This window comes from Lentilactobacillus sp. SPB1-3 (assembly GCF_026913205.2).
Taxonomy (GTDB): Bacteria; Bacillota; Bacilli; order Lactobacillales; family Lactobacillaceae; genus Lentilactobacillus; species Lentilactobacillus terminaliae.
The window spans coordinates 1,294,197-1,313,900 of record NZ_CP168151.1 but is presented as its reverse complement, the minus strand read 5'-3'; the positions used below and the strand labels follow the sequence as shown (position 1 = coordinate 1,313,900).

At 38.2% G+C, this 19,704-nt stretch carries 22 protein-coding genes and 1 pseudogene; all 23 read left to right on the top strand.

Translation table 11 applies throughout. The features are described 5' to 3' along the window. The first annotated feature begins 2 nt into the window (after window positions 1-2). The 23 genes and pseudogenes from O0236_RS06630 (at window position 3) to O0236_RS06520 (ending at window position 19,588) form a co-directional block, all read left to right on the top strand. On the top strand, window positions 3-440 hold the full coding sequence (locus O0236_RS06630) for a hypothetical protein (protein ID WP_268914116.1): 438 nt from the start codon (window positions 3-5) through the stop codon (window positions 438-440). Between the two features lie 13 nt (window positions 441-453). Further along, window positions 454-975, top strand: coding sequence for a hypothetical protein (locus tag O0236_RS06625; RefSeq protein WP_268914117.1), 522 nt, complete (start codon window positions 454-456; stop codon window positions 973-975). 61 nt (window positions 976-1,036) lie between these two features. Beyond that, window positions 1,037-1,213, top strand: coding sequence for a hypothetical protein (locus O0236_RS06620; protein WP_268914118.1), 177 nt, complete (start codon window positions 1,037-1,039; stop codon window positions 1,211-1,213). Continuing rightward, window positions 1,213-2,187 carry a phage tail tape measure protein gene (locus tag O0236_RS06615; RefSeq protein ID WP_268914119.1) on the top strand — a complete coding sequence of 325 codons (975 nt, stop codon included), beginning with the start codon at window positions 1,213-1,215 and terminating at the stop codon, window positions 2,185-2,187. The genes O0236_RS06620 and O0236_RS06615 overlap by 1 nt, the downstream gene beginning before the upstream one ends. A 269-nt stretch (window positions 2,188-2,456) precedes the next feature. Beyond that, window positions 2,457-2,999: pseudogene (locus tag O0236_RS06610) on the top strand (phage tail tape measure protein); the annotation flags it as partial. Between the two features lie 147 nt (window positions 3,000-3,146). Continuing rightward, a complete protein-coding gene (locus tag O0236_RS06605) occupies window positions 3,147-6,893 on the top strand; it encodes a phage tail tip lysozyme (RefSeq protein WP_372791800.1) in 3,747 nt (1,248 codons plus the stop codon). Between the two features lie 64 nt (window positions 6,894-6,957). Beyond that, window positions 6,958-7,980: a LysM peptidoglycan-binding domain-containing protein gene (locus O0236_RS06600; protein WP_268914121.1), complete on the top strand. Its 1,023-nt coding sequence runs from the start codon at window positions 6,958-6,960 to the stop codon at window positions 7,978-7,980. Window positions 7,981-7,991: 11 nt separating this feature from the next. Then, window positions 7,992-8,462 (top strand): phage baseplate plug protein, encoded by a 471-nt coding sequence (locus O0236_RS06595; protein WP_268914122.1) that lies wholly within the window; start codon window positions 7,992-7,994, stop codon window positions 8,460-8,462. Continuing rightward, window positions 8,462-9,769 carry a hypothetical protein gene (locus O0236_RS06590; RefSeq protein ID WP_268914123.1) on the top strand — a complete coding sequence of 436 codons (1,308 nt, stop codon included), beginning with the start codon at window positions 8,462-8,464 and terminating at the stop codon, window positions 9,767-9,769. The genes O0236_RS06595 and O0236_RS06590 overlap by 1 nt, the downstream gene beginning before the upstream one ends. Further along, window positions 9,766-10,134, top strand: a complete 369-nt coding sequence (locus O0236_RS06585; protein WP_268914124.1) for a hypothetical protein — start codon at window positions 9,766-9,768, stop codon at window positions 10,132-10,134. The genes O0236_RS06590 and O0236_RS06585 overlap by 4 nt, the downstream gene beginning before the upstream one ends. After that, complete coding sequence (locus tag O0236_RS06580; RefSeq protein ID WP_268914125.1) at window positions 10,131-10,514, top strand: hypothetical protein; 384 nt, start codon at window positions 10,131-10,133, stop codon at window positions 10,512-10,514. Before O0236_RS06585 ends, O0236_RS06580 begins: the two co-directional genes overlap by 4 nt. Window positions 10,515-10,527: 13 nt before the next feature. Continuing rightward, a complete protein-coding gene (locus O0236_RS06575) occupies window positions 10,528-11,697 on the top strand; it encodes a baseplate J/gp47 family protein (RefSeq protein WP_268914126.1) in 1,170 nt (389 codons plus the stop codon). Then, window positions 11,690-12,400 (top strand): hypothetical protein, encoded by a 711-nt coding sequence (locus tag O0236_RS06570; RefSeq protein ID WP_268914127.1) that lies wholly within the window; start codon window positions 11,690-11,692, stop codon window positions 12,398-12,400. Before O0236_RS06575 ends, O0236_RS06570 begins: the two co-directional genes overlap by 8 nt. A gap of 1 nt (window position 12,401) precedes the next feature. Next, complete coding sequence (locus tag O0236_RS06565) at window positions 12,402-13,610, top strand: pyocin knob domain-containing protein (RefSeq protein WP_268914128.1); 1,209 nt, start codon at window positions 12,402-12,404, stop codon at window positions 13,608-13,610. A 41-nt stretch (window positions 13,611-13,651) separates the two neighbouring features. Beyond that, the gene (locus O0236_RS06560) at window positions 13,652-14,227 is read left to right on the top strand and encodes a hypothetical protein (RefSeq protein WP_268914129.1); all 576 of its coding nucleotides are present in this window, start codon (window positions 13,652-13,654) and stop codon (window positions 14,225-14,227) included. Further along, window positions 14,227-14,802, top strand: a complete 576-nt coding sequence (locus O0236_RS06555) for a hypothetical protein (protein ID WP_268914130.1) — start codon at window positions 14,227-14,229, stop codon at window positions 14,800-14,802. The genes O0236_RS06560 and O0236_RS06555 overlap by 1 nt, the downstream gene beginning before the upstream one ends. Window positions 14,803-14,831: 29 nt before the next feature. Beyond that, window positions 14,832-15,281 carry a hypothetical protein gene (locus O0236_RS06550; RefSeq protein ID WP_268914132.1) on the top strand — a complete coding sequence of 150 codons (450 nt, stop codon included), beginning with the start codon at window positions 14,832-14,834 and terminating at the stop codon, window positions 15,279-15,281. Between the two features lie 12 nt (window positions 15,282-15,293). Continuing rightward, on the top strand, window positions 15,294-15,431 hold the full coding sequence (locus O0236_RS06545; RefSeq protein WP_268914133.1) for an XkdX family protein: 138 nt from the start codon (window positions 15,294-15,296) through the stop codon (window positions 15,429-15,431). A 40-nt stretch (window positions 15,432-15,471) separates the two neighbouring features. Next, a complete protein-coding gene (locus O0236_RS06540) occupies window positions 15,472-15,879 on the top strand; it encodes a hypothetical protein (RefSeq protein ID WP_268914134.1) in 408 nt (135 codons plus the stop codon). After that, complete coding sequence (locus O0236_RS06535) at window positions 15,876-16,187, top strand: hypothetical protein (RefSeq protein WP_268914135.1); 312 nt, start codon at window positions 15,876-15,878, stop codon at window positions 16,185-16,187. Before O0236_RS06540 ends, O0236_RS06535 begins: the two co-directional genes overlap by 4 nt. Continuing rightward, complete coding sequence (locus O0236_RS06530) at window positions 16,184-16,576, top strand: hypothetical protein (protein WP_268914137.1); 393 nt, start codon at window positions 16,184-16,186, stop codon at window positions 16,574-16,576. The genes O0236_RS06535 and O0236_RS06530 overlap by 4 nt, the downstream gene beginning before the upstream one ends. Next, window positions 16,569-17,624, top strand: a complete 1,056-nt coding sequence (locus O0236_RS06525; RefSeq protein ID WP_268914138.1) for a GH25 family lysozyme — start codon at window positions 16,569-16,571, stop codon at window positions 17,622-17,624. The genes O0236_RS06530 and O0236_RS06525 overlap by 8 nt, the downstream gene beginning before the upstream one ends. A 152-nt stretch (window positions 17,625-17,776) precedes the next feature. Next, window positions 17,777-19,588, top strand: a complete 1,812-nt coding sequence (locus O0236_RS06520) for a DUF5776 domain-containing protein (RefSeq protein WP_268914140.1) — start codon at window positions 17,777-17,779, stop codon at window positions 19,586-19,588. The last annotated feature ends 116 nt before the right edge of the window (window positions 19,589-19,704 follow it).

The following is a 19,704-nucleotide window of genomic DNA, read 5'->3' as shown; positions in this document are numbered from 1 at the left end:
AAATGGCAGATAATTTAGCAAACCAAGTACTTGAAGACGACGAACCTTTGTTTGACGCAGCTGACGTTGCGATTTATTTGGACGAAAAATTAGTTAAATATTTTAATGGTAATGATATGGTTAGCATCTCTTGGACTACTGATAACGTTACCTTGGACATTGATGCTCAAGGATCTGGTACAGCGGTAAGAAACCATGATGGTCGTGGGACTATTACCATGCATTTAAACCGGGCATCAGATACTTGGCAAGACATTATGGGTTATGGAGTATCAACCGGCTATCACAAGATTGATATCTCAACTCCATATGAGCATGTCTATGCAGGTAAAGCATTACTAACTAAGAATCCCGATATTAATGTTGGTGGTACAGCACAAACTGTTGATGCTGCATTCTCATGTATCAACATCGCATTGGAACCAAATAAAAATAAGTAAGGGGTAAATTTTAATGGCTGAAAACATTGATGATGTATTAGTAGACGAAGAAGCGACAACCGCTGGAGTACCAACTCCAGCAAGTGATCAAGATGGTGTTAAACCATTGGATGACTATCAAGGAGAAGGAAGCAATGAAGTAGCTAAGACTGCGGAAACTCAGCCCGAAGTATTGGACTACATGCCATCAATCAAACGACAAGAAACACTTGCCGTTGATGATAACTTTAACTTTGACTATGTACTCAAAAATGGTAAGAATTTAAAGACGTCCGTAACTAAACCAGATTTGGCAATCAGTACTGAACTATCAGATAACACGGTTAGAATTAACCAAAACAATGATGGTAGTCAGTATGTAACGATTAATAATATGAGTGTCTATAGCTTGATTATGGATAAACTAATTAAAGTAATCTTGGTTGATAAAGCACCACTTCATACAGTTACCTTTAAAAGCTTGTCAGAAATTGGAATGACAAAGGCTGAATTAGATGATTACATGGGTATCATCGCTACGTTTTACCTCGAATAGTAATATTTTTTTCAATAAACGACAAATTGAAAAGTTATTCGATAAGATTCCCAGTTTAGCAATGGAATGGTCAGCTTATATCAATGGTTCGGTGAATATTACTCGTGAAGAGATACGGCATATGAATGGCAACGAGCTAAGTATTCTACAGTACGCAACTCAAGAGAGGTTGAAAACTAGTCGTTATAATCAAGCGATGGCAATTGCTTTAGCATTTGGCGGTAAGGAGGGGTCTTAATGGCAGAAATAGCCGGCGATCGAATTAGTTATAAAATTGATATTGATGGTCTCTCTAAACTCGACGGGATGCAAAGAGTTATCAAGCAGATTGATAAACTAATGCCTAAGTTAGATAAATCGGTTAAAGGTGCTAACGATAGCCTTAATAAACTAAATGCTGATATGAATAAAGGAAATACCAGCGGCTTAGATAAGGATAAGAAGCATGTTGATGCGATTAACGAAAGTTTAAAGAAAACTGGTAAAGCAGCTGATACAACTGAATCTAGAACAACTAGACTGGGCAACTCAATGGATAAATCCTTTGGGAAGTCCTTTTTTAATCGGCATACAAGAGATTTAGGTAAGCTAGGCAGCCAAATGCAAAGTTTTGGTTCTAAGGCGACAGTGGTGACAGCGGGTCTTACTGCTGGCGCTGCCGTAGCTTTAAAAACCGCTACTCAGTTACAAAACCGCTATAAGATTATTAATAACTTAGCGGTTACCGGTGGTGAGAAAAGTGCCGAGGTTCAAAAGAACGTTAACCAGATGCAAAGAGATGGTACTAAGTATTCAAATGAGTATGGTGTTGCTACCAAGAAGATTGCAGATGGTTACGAAACTTTGGTTCGTCGTGGTTATACCTCCAATCAAGCATTAGGGGCCCAAAAATCGTATTTACAAGGTGCAATTGCATCCGGTGATAGTTATACAGACGTTGTTAATAACGCCGCTAGTGCTATTGAACAGTTTGGTATGAAGGTCAATTCCGTGAAAGGAATGGCTAACGCTTCTAAAGTAGCTATTAACCAAATGGCCTACAGTGCTGACTTAACAGCTACTTCATTTGGTGACTTAGGAGAGGCTCTAAAATATGCTGGTCCAGACGCTCATGCAGCCAATCAAACACTTCATGAAACAGTATCAGCGATTGGTGATTTAAGTAACTTTGGGATTTGGAAACTGTCCTCGCAGTTAGAAACAGCTGCGTAATAAACTCCGTTAACTCGGTTCAAGGCTAAACATTTATGCATGCTAAGACCGAACCAAGACTAGATGGAAACACTAGTAAGGCGTAACGACTAGATATAGTAACCTAATCAGGCACTCGATAAGAGCGCTTTTTGTATGGTGAAATATCCACGAAGGCGGAGCACCTAAACATTAAAGATGTAGGTGAAAATATAGTCTGAACTGCATGGAAACATGTAGAAGCAAGGGATAAAGAGCCTTTGCGATAACAAAATTGAGATGGATCACAAGCCGGGACCTCTATGCGGCAAATTTATCAGAGATTAGTTAATCCTCCTGAAAAAGGCAAGGCCCCTAAAGCAATGGAAACCTTAGGTATGAAGTATTCCGATTTTAGGGATGCTAAAAACGAATTACTACCAATTCAAGATATTTTTGCTAAATTGGACGCTCGTATGAAAGGTATGTCGAAGACTGATAAAGGTGGCCTATATGCAGCTCTGTTTGGAGTTAATGCTTCAAGCGCTGCTCAAGCATTAGGTTCCAGCTACAAGCAAGTTAGTGAGTTAGACAAAAAAGTTAAAGAATCTCAAAATATGAACAATGGTGAAGGATACGTAGCACAACTTTCTAAAAAGAACTTGGGCTCACTTCAAAACCAATGGAATCGTATTAAAAATGGTTTGTTAAACTCTAGTGTCCAGGTTGCGAATGCTTGGATGCCAACAATCACCAAGTTAGCTAAAGCGACTGCAGATTTATTAGAAAAGTTCCAAGCACTACCTACACCGGCAAAAAAATTTATTGGATTAGCAGCAGTAGCAACTGCAGCTATTGGTCCACTAGCAATCTTAGCAGGAACATTCTTAAAAGTTGGAAGTAGTATTGATAAAGTAGTTTCTAAATTAGGTAAAACTACACTTATATCTGGTTTGGGAAAGGGAGCAGAACGTACAGAACCAAGTTTTCGTGGTAGTAGCATGCTAAGCAGTGGCAGTTATAATCGTCAGGTCCTTAGGAGTGGAGCTAGCAAGATTGGCAGAGGCATAAAAATGATAACTCCTAAACCAATTAGAAATTTAGTTGGCAAAGGAACAGCAGAAATTAAAGGTATTCCTAACAGAATATTTGGTACTAAAGTAAAGGATATTAACGCTACCACCAGACTTGGTAGATTTGGTAAAACTAGCATAATTCAGCGTGCTAGCGAGGCTTTTCCGAGAGTAACTAAGTTAGCTGGCAAAGGTAGCAACGTACTTAAGGGAGCCGGTAAACTTGCTAGAAATGTTCCTATTTTAGATATTGCAGCTGTCGGTATGAATATGTTGGGTACTAATAAAAACAACGCTGGCAAAAAAGTTGGTTCAACGGCTGGTATGTTGGCCGGAGGATTAGCCGGATCACTTTTCGGACCCATTGGAAGTATGGCAGGGGCTGCAATTGGTGATGCGCTTGGTTCTAAGCTAGGTCAAACTATTGATAAGACCATGCCTAAGAAGATTCGTAAATCTCTTGGGAAAATTATTAATTCGATTGGTAAAGTATTTAATGCTTTACTTAAGCCTTTCCAATCAACTATTAAAAGCATTCAAAAAGTTTGGGATAGTAGTACTAAAGGTATCAGTAAAACTTGGAGCAAGTACGTCGTCAAACCATTGTCTGGTAAAAACGGTGGTAAATTCCTAACTTCTGTTTTTAAAGGATTCAAAACTGTAATGGTTCCAACTATGAAGGTAGCGGGAGTCGCTTTTAAGGTTTTCGGAGCGGTAGTAAAAACTACTATTAGCGTAGTAGCCGATATCTTAAAGGGACTCATTAAAACTATTAGTGGGATTGTTTCGTTAATTAGTGATATATTCCACGGCCGATGGAAAAATATTTGGAAAGATGCCATGCAGATATTTTCAGGAATTTTTGGCACTATTGGAAATGTTTTTAAGGATATTCTTACTTCACTGTGGAACGGGTTAATGGACTTTGGTACTAACGTTGCTAAGTTTTTAGCACATCCGATTCAAACTATTCAATCATGGTTTAAGGCACCTAAAACTGGAAGCACAAATAATAGTAAAGGGTACTTTACTAGCGGTGCCACCGTAAACCTAAATAGTAAAAAGAATAAACCTAAAAGAACCGCTAACTATGATAGCAAAAAAATAAATATAGCTACTGGTGTTGGTCATGCTACTGGTGGGTTAATTAGTCGGACACACATGGCTATGGTTAACGAAGCCGGTACCGAAATAGCTTATAACCCTAATTTAGGACGCTTTAGATTACTTGGTAACGGGCCAACAATCACCAAAGTTCATGCTGGTGAACATATTATTAACGCTAAAGATACCGCTAAGTTGTTATCTGGTGGTCTGGGTCGGGGCAAGACTTTGCCTGGATATGCTAAAGGTACTGGTTCAATTAAGGCGACTACAGTTGCACAAACTGCCGCTATTAAAATTAACGGTACCGGTCTTGAAAAGACTATGAAGGCTACTAAGAAGTTAATGAAATCCATAACAGGATATATTACTGACGGCTATGATGATTCTAATAAACGCAGTAAAAAGACCATTGATAAATTACAAGATAATGCAATTGATACCTTTAATGAGCTAACTAAATCGACCAAGAAGCAAACTCAAAAAATTCAATCTAATACTGTTGGCGATTTTGACGATATGCAAAAAGGTTCTCAAAAACAAATGGATCAGATGCATACCGGCGTAGTCGCTGGAGCTAATGCGATTGTTAAGGACTTTGCCAAGATATTTGGTAAGTTAGATAACTACGCTCATGCTGGTATGGCCAATGCTATAAAGCAAATTAATGCTGGTTTTAGAGGTATTAATTCGGCATTTGGTCAATTCGGAAATGGTTCAGTGCTTACACCTATCAAGTACGCTAAGGGATCTAATGGTAAGATTCCAAACAACCAAATTGCCATGCTGAATGATTCGCCGGTCGGACCTAGGCAAGAGGCGATTGTTAGAAATAACGGTCAAATTGAATTGCCGCAAGGCGATAACACTGTCCAAATGCTACAAAGAGGGGATGCCGTTCTTAACGGTTATCAAACCAAAGAGTTAGCTGACAGGGGTGTTATTCAGCACTACGCAAAGGGTTCCGGCGTTTCTAAGAGTGCACTTGAAAAGATTGCTGCAAGTAAAGCCGCTGACCCTGCGAAGGCATGGGGAAATGACTTTGCCGGTAAAATTGGTTCTATTGGAACTAAGTTTGCTAATAACGTTGCTAAGGGTGTTAAAGCCGGCGGTGGCAAGTCTGGGAAACCATACTATTTGGCTGCGTGGAATGTTATTAATGATATTGTCAGTCAAGGCTCTGGTGGAGCAGGTGGAACTCGTGAAGCATTTCTAAAGTATGCTGAAGAGCATTACACGGGAAAACCTTATAACATGGGATCAATGGGACCCACATATTATGATTGTTCTGCCATGGTAGCATCAGCTTTGAAACATTTTGGTGTAGACATAGGTCGAACAACCGTTGATATGCAAACTAGTGCTGGTGTCCAATCACGTGGCCATGATTTAAAGAATACTGTCCCAGGAGATATTGTTGTCTTTGGTCATGGTGGAGGCGCCGCAGGGCACGTTGGTATCATTAAGAATCCTAAAACAGGTTCTATGTTCAACGAAACTCCACCAAGAGCTAGAGTTACTTCAATTGCTGCTGATAAAGGCATGGGATATGAATACTTTAGAGTCAAAGGATTGCATGATGCAGCTAAGAAAAAATCAAACGGGTCTAAACCGTCTAAACGTCTTGAAAAGTTGTTTAAACATCAATTTGGAAAGAAAGCTTTAGGAAAACTTGAGTCTAAATTTAGTGATGACAGCATAGGCGATTTAGGAAGTATGAACTTAGCTGGTGACATTGGAACTAGAGCTCGTCAATTAGCCGCTGCAATTAAAAAGGCTTATCCCTCTGCAACTAATGCTGGTATCGCTGCGGTTCTTGGTAACTGGAAATTTGAATCACAATTGAATCCAGGTGCGGTTAATTCAGGCGGTGGAGCTTCTGGGTTAGGCCAATGGTTAGGTGGACGTAAAGCCAACTTAATCAGATTTGCTCGTAGTAAAGGCAAGAGCTGGAAAAATGCAGGTGTTCAACTTGAATTTGCTTTGTCACATGATAGTACCGATTCAAACGTGTTGCGTAGTGTCTTACGTGGTGAAGGTTCCGTAGCCTCGTTAGCTGCTAAATTCTCAAACCAATGGGAACGTGGGGGATATACACAGCAACATGTTAATGGTGCCACATCAATCGCTAAAGCGCTACATGCTAATGGCGGCTGGGCTCAAAACGGCAAAGTTAATATCTTTGGTGAAGTTAAGGGCCAAAATGAAGTTGCTATTAATACGAGTCGGCCAACTGCTGATAAGTTAATCATGGAAGCTATCAGTGATCGGGCATCTAAGGATCCTAATGGTTTATTTGGTAAGGTTAAGGCATTCGCCAAGATGCAGAATGAGTTCAAGAAAATGAAACTTTCAAGAATTAAATTCAATAGTTCTGTTAAAGCGGATAAAGCAGAAGCCAAACCAGCAACAATCAGACCTAGCTTTAACTATCATCCGGAGATTCACATTGAGGGTGCTAGTGATCCAGAACAAACTGGTAAGGTTGTCGCACAAAGATTAACTGAGGATCGTCGTGAATTTACATCGATGATGAACGATTATTTAAATGCAACAATGGCACAATTTTAAAAGAGTTCTCTTGTTGAGAGCTCTTTTTTCATACATAAATTAAATTTTTGGGAGGAAATATGTTATGGCCACAAAGAACACTTTAAAAAAATATCAAACAGCTTATACCAACGCAAAAACTAATTATAATAAGGCCAAACGTATTGACTCCACCAATAAATCAACGGTTGAAAATCTGAACGACAAGTTAAAAAAAGCCAAGGGCAGTGAGAAAGATAAGCTAAGAACTAAGCTCGACGCTGCTAACAAGGCTAAAAAGGCTTCCACAAATAAAGTGACTAAGGCCAAAAAAGCATATACAAAAGCCAAAAGTAACCTAGCAATGTTTAAAAAGAGTCAGGCAAGTGAAAAACGTAAGGCTGCTTTAAAAATCAAGACTAAAGTAATTAGCAAGATGAAAAAAGACAAACCCGGCTATTGGAAGTCTAAGCGACCATACGTGATTCCTAAGTATCCAGGCTCAACGAATAGTTATGTATTCATCGATAATACAAGTGAGAGTGAGACGGCTTCAACCGAAGTCACTACAAATACAATTTCCCCAGGACAATATATCAACCACTACACCCAGACACAGCCAATTCAACGACAAATTGAAGGCAAGTTAGGCGGATCATCGTTGTCTAAAGTTTCTGGGCTAAAAAAACAATTTAATATGTTACGCAGGTGGGCTACGAATGGAACCGAAGTTGAATTTCATGGGCAAAAGTATAGTTCAAGTGCCATTTTAACTTCAGTGACAGCTAATTTTGACCAACCACGCGATAATGCTTTAGCGGTTTCGGTATCACTTCAAGATGTTAGATGGGCTGAAAGTGCCACAAAAAAGAAATCGGCTAATAATAAAGGTTCGAGTTCAAGCAATTCATCGAATAATAAAAGCAAAAACGATACAGGCACTAAGAGTCCAACTAAAGGTGATCGGGATAAGGTGAAGCCTAAAGCCGGTAAGTACTTAACGATTAAAAAAGGTGATACCTACTGGGCGTACCATCTAAAATTCGGTTCTTCTATTGCTAATTTACGAAGCTGGAATGGTTATCCTGATAGAGAATTGCCAATTGGTAAAAAAGTCAGGGTTAAGTAGGAGGAACTGTTATGTATAGAAATACGATTCAATTTAACAAATTCCAGTTACCGGAAAAATTTAACTTAACTCTGAGTGGGAATGACTATCAAATTACAGTGATATACAACGAAGCCAACGACCGCTTGTACCTAACTTTGGCAGATGAAAATGGCAAAGTTTTAGTTACTAATGAAAAATTGGTTGCTGGAGAAAGATTATTTGCTGATATTGGCGATGCTAGTTTACCAAGTGAAGATTTGGTTCTAATGGACGAAACAGGTAAGGAAACGAGTGTTAACTTTGCCAACGTTAATGAAAGTATGTTCATCACCATTGATGATACTTTCAGCAATGAAACAAATCCGAATAACACTGATGAAGGTATCTATAATCCGGACGGTGATGATACCAATATGGGGATGGATGACGATGATACATTACCATCTAATGATGATTTTGATGGGCTAGATGATTTTGTTGAAGATCGAGGTGAAGTCTAATGGAGTTCGTTCACCGCTATTTGAGAGTTTATGTTAAATGGTCCGGCAAGCAGAAACATTTTTTATCATGGGACAAAGCACCAAATAACCGACAAATTGAAATGACTTCACCATTTACGGTGGGAGTGAATCCAGATGTAAATTCCTTGACTATGTATGATCTGACTCCGGATGAATTTAATTATTTTCAAAAGGACCGGCAGGTGGCCATCACTGCGGGGTTTTATAATTCGGATGCTTCCGCAAAGAATGGTGGCTTGATTACTACAGGAACGATTAAATCAATGACACCCATGAATCTTGATGGAACCGACCGTTCAATTCAAGTTAACTTTAATCATTTTCCGGATATTTCTGAAGATGTTATCAAAGTTAAAAAGATCACTAAAGTTAAAGTTGCGGTTAAAGCTCAAGATCGTAAAAAGGCGGGAGCAACTAGCGTTTCAGATTTGATTAACGCCTACAGTAAAGCGAAAACCGCTGAATATAAGAAGTGGTTGAAAGCTAATCCTAAAGCGACTTCCCACCAAAGAGGACAGAAACAAAGGGAATTCACCAATAAGCGCAAGCTTTATGCTTCGAGGATGCGGAAGAAATATTCTAAAAAAGTTAAAACAAAGAAAGACAAGGCGCATTATGCCAAGCAGATAAAATACGCCAATCTCTCATATAAAAAAGGTACTAAGGCATCCACAATCATTAAAGACATTGCAAAACGGGCACATATTCCATTAGGGGCTTTAAAGCTTAACTACGATCATAAATATGCTAACGGATATACAGTTAGTGGGAAACCATTAAATGCCATTAAAAAGGTAGCTGATAGTGCTAATACTGACATTGTGATATCGGGTAGTAAGCTCTATATTCGAGAAATTACAACGGGTAAAAAAGCAACACTACACTTAACCCCAGAAACAGGCATAATTAGTCATCCTACACCATCAGATGATGGTTCTTATGATGGCAAAAAGTTTGAAGTCCAATCGTTGATGCGTAAGGAGATTGAAGTAGGAGCTTTACTATATATTGACGATGGCGTAAAAAATTATGGGAAATGTGTGGTGTTAAGTGGCCAACGCGAATACACCACTTCGACCAGTACGGTAACCTTTCAATTCGTATCATATAACGAATATAAAAAAGCAAAAGCAACTAGTCTTAAGAAAGCTAAAGCCAATGCGGCCAAGGATAAAGATAAGGCCAAATTAAGTGAGAAAAATGCTAAGGCCAAGGACAAAGTTGCTCGAAGTGCGACTAAAAAGAAACGAAAAAAACGTAGTAATAAAGGTGGTGGTAAGAAGTGAAGATTGGAGAAAATCTATTATTAAATTTAATAGATCAACGAATTAACGCTGCGGTTAGCGGCTTGAAAACAATCTATCTTGGCAGAATAATTTCTACTTCGCCATTAACCGTTCAACCAAAGGCACTCGATGATGATGGTAGTAAAAAAATGCCGGTCAGAGATTGTCGCCAATTAGATTTTGAATACTATATTAAAGGTTCAGAGGATAACGGGCACGCTCGTGAATTAGCTAATGGCGATGAGGTAGTTGTTGCTGTATTTGCCGATAGCATCGAAAATTACACCAAAGGAAAAGACTTCCGTGAAGACCCTAATCGTCGCAATAGTGTTGATTCGAGCATTATTCTGGGGGTGATTAAGTGAGTACTGATGTAAAACTTGATGAGAATGGGAACCCAGATATTACCAATGGAAAAAACTATGTAAATGGAGTCGATGAGCTTAAACAGTCATTAGAAATGCGCTTGCTATCTCAGGTTGGCTGGGCAGTTGATGATGTTGAGTTTGGCGTCGAATGGTTAGACTTTTTTGGCGATTATAAAGACACTGATTTAGCATCTGACAAGATATCAGAGGCTTTAGAAAAAGATGATCGTGTTGCATCGGTGCTTTCAGTAGATATAACTCCTGATTACAAAAATAGAAAAGCGGATATTAAGATAACCATGCGTTTAGCTGATGATAGTTTAATTAGTGATAACGGCGATCCTAATTTAGATTTAGATACGTCGATTGCAATTTAAGGAGGTGATATAAATGCCGTTATTGAGTACAGGATTTGATCCCTGGGATTATGACCAGTGGTTAAATTCATTGCAAACAAACTTGAGACAAGACCCTGAGATAGGTAACGATATTGACTTATCAACGGGTTCTTTTTATGAAAACATGGCCGAATCTTTAGCCAGACAATTAGCACAATCTGATTTAACCAAGCAAGATGTTTACGATTCAAGATTTGTTTCATTAGCCGAAAACATTTCTTTAGATAGGCTAGCAAGTAATTATGGTCTAACTAGAGGTGTAGCCACTTATGCGACGGCCATACTTGAAATCACTGGAACTCCAGGATATGTAATTGATGCAGAGTCAATGTTTAGTAATAATCAGGATATGATCTATATCACTGATTCTGAAGTAACAATTGATTCAAATGGAAAAGCAGAAGTTAGAGTTTATGCTGAAGATACTGGCGAGGATTATAACTGTGATGCCAATATGATCACTGACCAAGTAACTTATGTTGAAGAAATAACTAGTGTTACCAATCCGGAACCGGCGACTAGTGGTTCTGATATGGAAACTGATTATGCTTTGCGTCAACGAATTAAATTAGCACAGAAGAGTGTAGTTTCTTCAACTCCAAACGGAGTATCTTCTGCTTTATTTGGTATTCCAGGAGTCAAAAGTGTTCGCTATGTTGTTAACAACAGCTCATCAGTTAATGAAGCTGGTGACCCGCCATATACAACTCATATTTATGTGCTTGGTGGTGATAGACAAGTCATTGCTCAAACTATTTCAGATACTATTGCTCTGGGAATTACTTTAACTGGTACTGAGAAAATTGATGTGCCTTTAGATAATGGTGATGTAAACCATGTCGCGTTTTCTATTGGCTCTAGTCAAACCATTTATATGAATATTTCGGTATCATTCGCTTCAGTCGATGACACGACTCAAGATGAAATCATTGCAGATATAAAGGATAATATCCAAGTTTGGTTAGATGAATTCTCAATGGGGGATATTCTCAAATACACTCAACTATTCGGTATTATTTACGATGTTGAAGGTGTTGATGATGTCACTGATTTAACCTGGGGTACTGATCAAGGAAATCTTAATCGAAGTAACATTCAACTTTCTAACTTTGCTACTGCTATTACTAACGATGAAGCAATCGAGGTGGTAGTAAATGGATAAGTCAGAATTTGAGTTGTACCACGAAGATGAAGTTTTAGCGATTCCAACAAATCGAATTAATACGACTCCAGGTAGTCCGACAGAGCGATTAATGAAAGTTTTTGATAAAGCCATTTATGACGATATTAAAGATACTGAAAGTATTGCTATGCTTAATGATTTAGATAATGCAGTCGGTGGCCAACTTGACGATATCGGGGATGACTTTGATTTACTACGGTTGGGTAAACCTGATGACTTATATAGATTTCTATTAAAAATGAAGTCTGTTAATCGAAGCTCAAAGGTTACTTTTAATTCTTTAATTAATTTAATTGCTGACACCTTTAATATTGATAAACATGACGTTCAATTAAGAAACGATTATCAATTACAGAATGATGATTCAACTGTTGGCGATCCGTTTCATGTATCTGTTCAAGATTTACCACTAGAAAATATAGAGCATCCTGAAATCGTCCAATTATTTATCGACGAAATTCAGGATGCTCTTGCTTTAGGTATCACTTTGTCAAAAGTGACTTTCCAAATATCTCTTCCGGCTCAAATGTATGTTGGAACTGCATTAACAACGATGAATTTTGTTGAATTGGAAAGTGACGTTGATACTGAAACGTTTGAACATGTAATCACTGAGACTAGTTATTTAAGGTCTACTCAAACAATTCAAACAACTTACGAAATCGAAAGCGAGGAGGTATGAAATGGCTAAATGGAACAAATTAATTATCACTGATGCCGGATATCAATTATCCGCTCAAACATTGGCTGGTAATAAAATTCAATATACACATGCTCAAACAACTGATAAGGATATGAGTACATTAACTTCTGATCAATTGAAGACAATGACTTCATTGGATAATGTTGTTCAAGATTTACCTATTGGAACAGTTAGTGTGCAAGATGATCATACTGTTAATGTTCCGGTTAAAGTAATGAACAATGATCTGCAATCAGATTATTTACTGAGTGCTATCGCATTGTTTGCTAAAACAATTGATGGTACTGAAATTCTATATGGGATTGCTACTTCTGTTAACCCCGATTTAATTCCTGCACAAAATGGTAGTACCGTTGTCGGTACCACTTTTAAATTAAAAGTTCATGTTGGAGATGCTGCAAACGTTAATATCGTTATTTCTCCAGATGGTTCAGTATCAAATGAAGAACTAGAAGGTATCTTAAAAGCATATGTTCTTGAAACTGACCTAGATGCACTACTTCAAAGTAAGAATTATGCTTCTAAAGATTATGTAGATGACGCCATCAAGAATAACAAGGTGACTTTGCCAGACAATATTGATTATGTTGATCAAGATCAAACGATTACTGGTGCCAAGACTTTCTCAACTGATGCCAAAGGTGCTGATGGCAGTTCATATATAACTGCTAACGCTTCTAATGCCTGGCAAAAATATAAGCTCACTGCTGATACTGGTAAAGCAATTAATTATTCCGGAAATGTGAACGATTTAAAAACACCAGGTCAATATTTCGTTAAAAATCCCGCACATGTCCCAGATACAGGCGCCTGGTGGTTTGTTGACGTCAAAGTTAGTCCAGATGCTGGTACAAGTGTCATTCATCAAAGTGGCCATGGCGATAACTACGACATGTTCTGGGAACGCACTTGTCGCAATGGTGTTTGGAGTGCGTGGGCTAAGCGCATTTCTGGAGTAGACCTTGAAAATCGTTTAGCAACATTTGCTCAAACGATTACTGACTCAATTATGGCTAAAATCGTCGACCCTAATACTGGTCAGGCCAAGATTAAGATGAACTTTAACTACGGTGATTTAACAGTCGATACTGATCCAGTCGCACCAATCGTCAAAGTGGCTGATGAAGCTGCTGCAACGACTCGTGAAGCTACTCATCCAAATACCCAACACGAATGGGGAGAGGAGTAATGGGAGCACCTATTGAAAAGCCTGATTGGGAGGTGGCTTAAATGCCAGTTAAATTTCAAGGAATAAATGCTAACAATGCCAAATTTCAGAATACGATAATTCATCAAGAAATAGAAATGCCAATTTTTAAACAATTAACCGTAAATATGGATAATTCCCAAGATTTTGGCACGGTGGGGATTGCCACTAAGACAGTTCCTGATGATGCTTGGATTATCGATGACAATAATTTAGGTCGTACAGTTGCACAAACCTTAACCAGTATCTTAACTAGTTTAGTTACTGCAAAAGATAGCGTTACTTTCGATGATATTTTTAGAAAACTTAGTAAGCATGGATTAAACAAATTATATTTTGCGTATGATATCAGCAATTGGAAATTCTTTAAGTCATCAGATTTTGACAACTCAAGTAACATCACATCAACTTTTTCGGGAAAAACAATTTCGGTCATTAAGTTAGATCTATCGCAAGGTAACAGCACTATCGGAACGATTGGGCAATCTGGAACTATTAACTACATGCTGTATAAGACACCTAAGTTTAGTGTAACTAATATCATGCTAGGGCAATCATTGCCAAGTCTATTTGAACAGAATAAGGGGGGGATTGCTTAATGGGAGCGAGATTTGGCGGTACACCGATTTGGAACGATTTTATTAGACCGGGTACGATCTTAGCCCCATGTGGAAAAGCGTTGACATCCTATGGCGGCATTCCAACTGGTATGAAAAATAGGGGTAATTTATTAATTGACCAAACAATAAAATTGAACGAATCTGTTGATAAGCTAAAAAACGGCATACAAATCAATATTTCAAGAGTAGTCGTTTGGGTTTCTTTAGGAACAGACGGTGGAATATCAAAGCTTGGGCAATCCATAGATCCAAATAGTTCTGTTTACAAAGGCACATCGATAAATGTTGATAATCAGGGGTCACAAGTTACTTTGAAGGATTTAAAAACTGGTAATTTTATACTGTACAATAACAGCTACGAAATCGACCCAAGCGGTACACACAAAAATAATCAAATGTATGTAAAACTAATTGACGGGAAAACACTACAATTCGAATCTGTTTTTGCAAATAATAGTTCACCAATAACCTATTTGAATTCGACTGCGATAGGAGCGTCTGGCGTCGGAGGTTATTCGGCTTGGGCAGTTATCGATTCAATCACAGCCTACTAAGGCTTTTTTATTTTAAAGGAGGATTTACAATGGAGTATTACATCACTAAGGACGATAAAGGATTCGTCAACGTTCTGCCAGAACTAGAACCAAAAGATGGTTACACCAAAGTAGAGGTAGCAGAAACCGATAAGGAATACTTTTTACGCTATTACGATAAATACCGAGTAGATGATGACAATAGACTGCAAGCACCAGGCAATTTACCAGACATCTCAATTGATACCTTACTTAATGCTATCAATCAGCAACAAACACAAATTGAAACTGTTAACGGACAAATTACTAGCTACAAAGAATTGCTAGACAACATGACTAAAGCTTCTGCAACTCTTGGTGGTCAACAAGCACAACTACAAGTAGCTGTGAACAATGCCAACAAAGCAATGGCTTCTATTGGTGCTGCAGTTGCTCAACTACAAGTTAGTGCTAAAGCACAAGACGCATCAACTACTGAAACTACTACGGATAATAAATAGGAGGAATTAACAATGGACTTTTTCTGCATTAATTTATTTTATGGTTTAGGCGTACTTAACCCAAGTATTGATTGGTATCGTGAAAATGGATTTATCAACGATGACCAATATAAACAAATTACCGGAAATGATTACAAGCCCGCTAACTAGCTAAGGCTTATTTTTTTACACTAAAAAAGGAGCTGATGCTATGAGGCACAACTTTCAAGCCAATAGGTTCATGGCAATCACTGGCATTGAAACGCTATTGCTCGGTGTCTATTTGATGTACGTCAGCAACGTGTTCGCTAATCATCGTTATCCGCATATGCACCATAATCAGCCGGCGATAATCCTACAACATGCGCAAGACCCTTACTTGGCAATCATCCTAGTCATCATTGGTACGTATGCCATTCTGGTGGCAATGTATGACATGCAACAGAAGTTTGCTAAGCGGATTGCACTAACATCAATGTTATCCATTTGGTCGGCATACTTGGCAGCATTTATTTACCGTGACCTGCTAATGGGATCCCCAATCTCATTAGATTCGCTTTTGATTGCATGCATTGTTGTCCGGATATTCCTTGAGCTTTGGATAGGTATGCAAACATGAGTCATATGTTTAGTTTCAATGCGACAACGATCATCACTGCTGTAATCACAGCAATTGGGGGCTGGATTGTTGCCAACCACAACGACAGCACGTCAAGAGAAGGCATCTATGCTGAGCACGTGCAAGACCAGTGGGATAGAATCGATACACTGAGCAATCAACTGGATAAAGTTATCCAAGAACGTGACGACCTTAGGGCTCAAGTTGAAGAATTGAGTAATCAAGTTAAAGAACAATCGAGAGTTATTGATGAGTTAAACACGTCAATTAATAGCTTAAAAAAAGATATGGAGGGAAGAAATACATGACCTACCAACAGATATTAAAAATCGTTACTGACGCTTTCACTTGGCTCATTAGTGGAGGCGCCACTTTAGTTCTAGCATGGTTTTTAAAGAACAGAAGAGTATTATTTGGCATTTTACAAACTTTTGCTGACCATACAAAGACTAAGAAAGATAATGAGTTAATTGCCCGTTTAAAAGCTGATGCTGAGACATTAGTAACCGCAATTCAACCATTCGATTTACCTGGGACAGAACAAAAAGCGATGGCTTCCCAACGATTAATTACTAGCGCTAAACGATTTGGTAAAGATATCACACCACAACAAGCTAATGACTATATTGAAGAAGCATATCAAAAGAACTACGGTATCACTAAACCAGTAGTTAAAGGCGGTGACATCAATGCCTAGATATGACATGGTCGACGTTTCTAATAACAACGGCCTAATGACGGTTGCCAATTACAAGAGCATGAAAGCTCGTGGAGTAAAAGCAATTGTGCAAAAGTTGTCTGAGGGTGTTTCCTATCGTGATCCATATGCGGTGGCTAACATTCAGAATGCTAAGAAGGCTGGCTTACATGTTAACGGTTATCACTTTGCGCGTTTTACTAGCGTTGCTGGTGCCAAAGCCGAAGCTCAACTAGCTGTTAGCCAAGCTAAGCGTGCTGGATTAACTGCTGATAACGTCATTGTTAATGACTTTGAGTCGAACAACTTAGGTTGGGCGACTAACTCAGCAATCACTAAGGCGTTCGCCGACGAAGTTTATCGTTTAGGTTATCCTAAGACTGATATCTATACTATGGGTAGCTGGGTCAACTCAATGCCGTTAAATAACGATGGTAGAGCGGGTTGGATTGCCAATTATCCATACAATCCAAGTGGAATGAACTTATACAGCGCCTATAATGCATGGCAATGGACTGAAAAAGCTCACTTTGCTGGATGTTACGGTGGCTTTGATGTCTCACAGCTTTATGGCGACTTCTATCTTGGTGGCAAAGCTAAGGGTCATGCTAAGCCTAAACCTGCCAAATATTTCGACTGGAAACCTGATACTGTTTTTGCTAAGACAAACGTTAGTCGTTACACCGACAAAGCACTTAAGCACAAAGTTGACACTTTCCCAGCCGGCACTGTATTTGATGTTGTCGAGCTAGTTAAGTACGGTAAGACTAGTCGTTTCAAGCTAGCCAATGGTATGTATATTTCAGGTAACCAGAACTACATTAACAACTTGTACTACACTACTAATTCTAAAGTTAGGGTAGTTAAGTCAGTCAAGGGTACCAACAAATACAGTGATCTAGACTTTAAGCACAAAGTTAAAGGCTTTAAGACTGGGACTGAATTTGATGTTGAGAAAGTTGTTAAACACGGTAAGATTACCCGTTTGCAACTTGCCGACGGAACATATATTTCAGCTAACAAGTTGATTAATAAGTTCGTTGAATAGTACAATAAAAAAATAAATTCAGGAATTAGATTTCTTGATCTACACTAAAGGCGCTCATCTCATTACGAGGTGGGCGCTTTTTTCGTTACGCAATAACTTTAGAAATGGTATTATAAAAATAGTATTCAATTACATAGGGGGAATGATTCAAGATGAAATCAACAATCAAAAAAGTGCTAATCTCGCTTAGTTTGTCTCTTTCGATATTATCAGTTTCAGCGATAAACACATTTGCAGATGATACTAATTTATCGAATAATCTTGCTACTTCTGAAGACAAAGCGTTGCTTTTCAACAAAGATAAAGATGGGTACAATGATACTTCAAATTTTGATAACACCAAGTTTGCTATGCAACTACAGAGTAGTGATAACAAACAAAATATTATTGATAACAGTGTTCCTGAGAATGATTTTAATTTAAATAATCATCAAGCCTGGGTCCCTAACTTAATAAACCTTTCGAGATCTTTAGTTGATCCGAGTCGTTTTACCGATGGAAAAGGATATATAAACATCATGTTACAAGGTGAAAAGAATTCGGATCATATGATGGAACTTGAGTTTAAGGGGGACTTATCTGATCAATATCACAATAAGACAAATCCTCAAATGCAACTAAGCGAAGAATCATTAAAATATTTACAAGACACCGAGAAAGATAGTTCAGGTCAAATTGAAATTTATTTACCACAAACCAGAGAACCCAGCGAAGCCGACCTTAACGAGAGTACTAATGTAAAAAAATTTACGAATGTAGAGACATTCAAGAAAGCCGCTATAATATTATTCGTCATGCATAATGTGCCAGCAGGCAAGCCAGTTCAATTAATATTACCGATTGATATTTCTTTCGATGAAAGCAACTCTAAAAGCACAGATTACTTGAATGTGTTACCAGGGACAGATTTAAATGGTTTTATGGAACCAATTGCAAATGATAACTATCAGGGTACTATGTCCAGTTTAGCGGCGACATTAGTATACTTCAACAATCAAGAATACGGCACAGTTCCTGCCAATAATGTGCAGATTTTCGGAACATTCAATCCACAAAAATTATTAGTTAATCAACCAGAAGTCAATATTGATGAGGGAAAAGTCGATTTTGACCCTAATAAATCATTCGAAGTTGATCCAGATGATGCAAATTATGTAATTAAGAATGATAAAAATGAGGTTGTTTTTGATAGTACTAAACAAGATGTGTCCGACCTGCAAAAACTAACTGGTGGTTCATATACGTTAACCTTCTCAAAGCCTGGATATAGTGATGGTAATGGTCAATTAATTATCAAACCTAAACCAACAACTAATCCTGGTAATGGCGGAAATAATAACTCTGGTGGGGGTTCAGTAACAAATCCGACCCAACCAAGTACACCAGTTCAACCATCTCAACCAAGTACACCTGTTCAACCATCGCAACCAGTATTACCAACGCCAAGCGTACCTGGCAATGATTCAACTGGATTACCAAACTGGGCCGCTGTAAAGGGACAATCAGTTTATGGTATCAAGGGGTTCTACTTGTATAGTAATACTAACTTCTATACAAACGAACGTATCAAGCATTATGCTAAGACTAGTCGAGTTAACCGTCCTCAATTTATCGTTAAGGGTTACAAGTCAGATGCCGATGGCAATTTGAGATATAAAGTTCAACAATACAATCCATATAAAGGTAAATATGTCGCCGGAACTAAGGGTTACATTACCGCTAGTGAGAAATATGTTGTCAAAGCATATTACGCTACTACACCAAAGAATAAGCAAATTAAGGTTATTAATAAAAAGGGTGTTAAGTCATACCGGAATGTTAAATTATCTGGTAAAGCAAAACTCTATAAAAAAGGTAGCACTTTAAAAGTTAAATCAATTAAGAAATACAAATTAGCTACTCGCTACCAGTTAACTAATGGTCAATATGTAACAGGTAACAAGAAATTTATTATTTGGAAATAATCCTAGTTAAAGAAGCTCAGCACTAACGAGGTGAGCTCTTTTAAGTTAATATAAATAATTACCTAAACAATTGATTTTGAAATTGTTACAATATAGAATGTGCTTATGGGAAACAG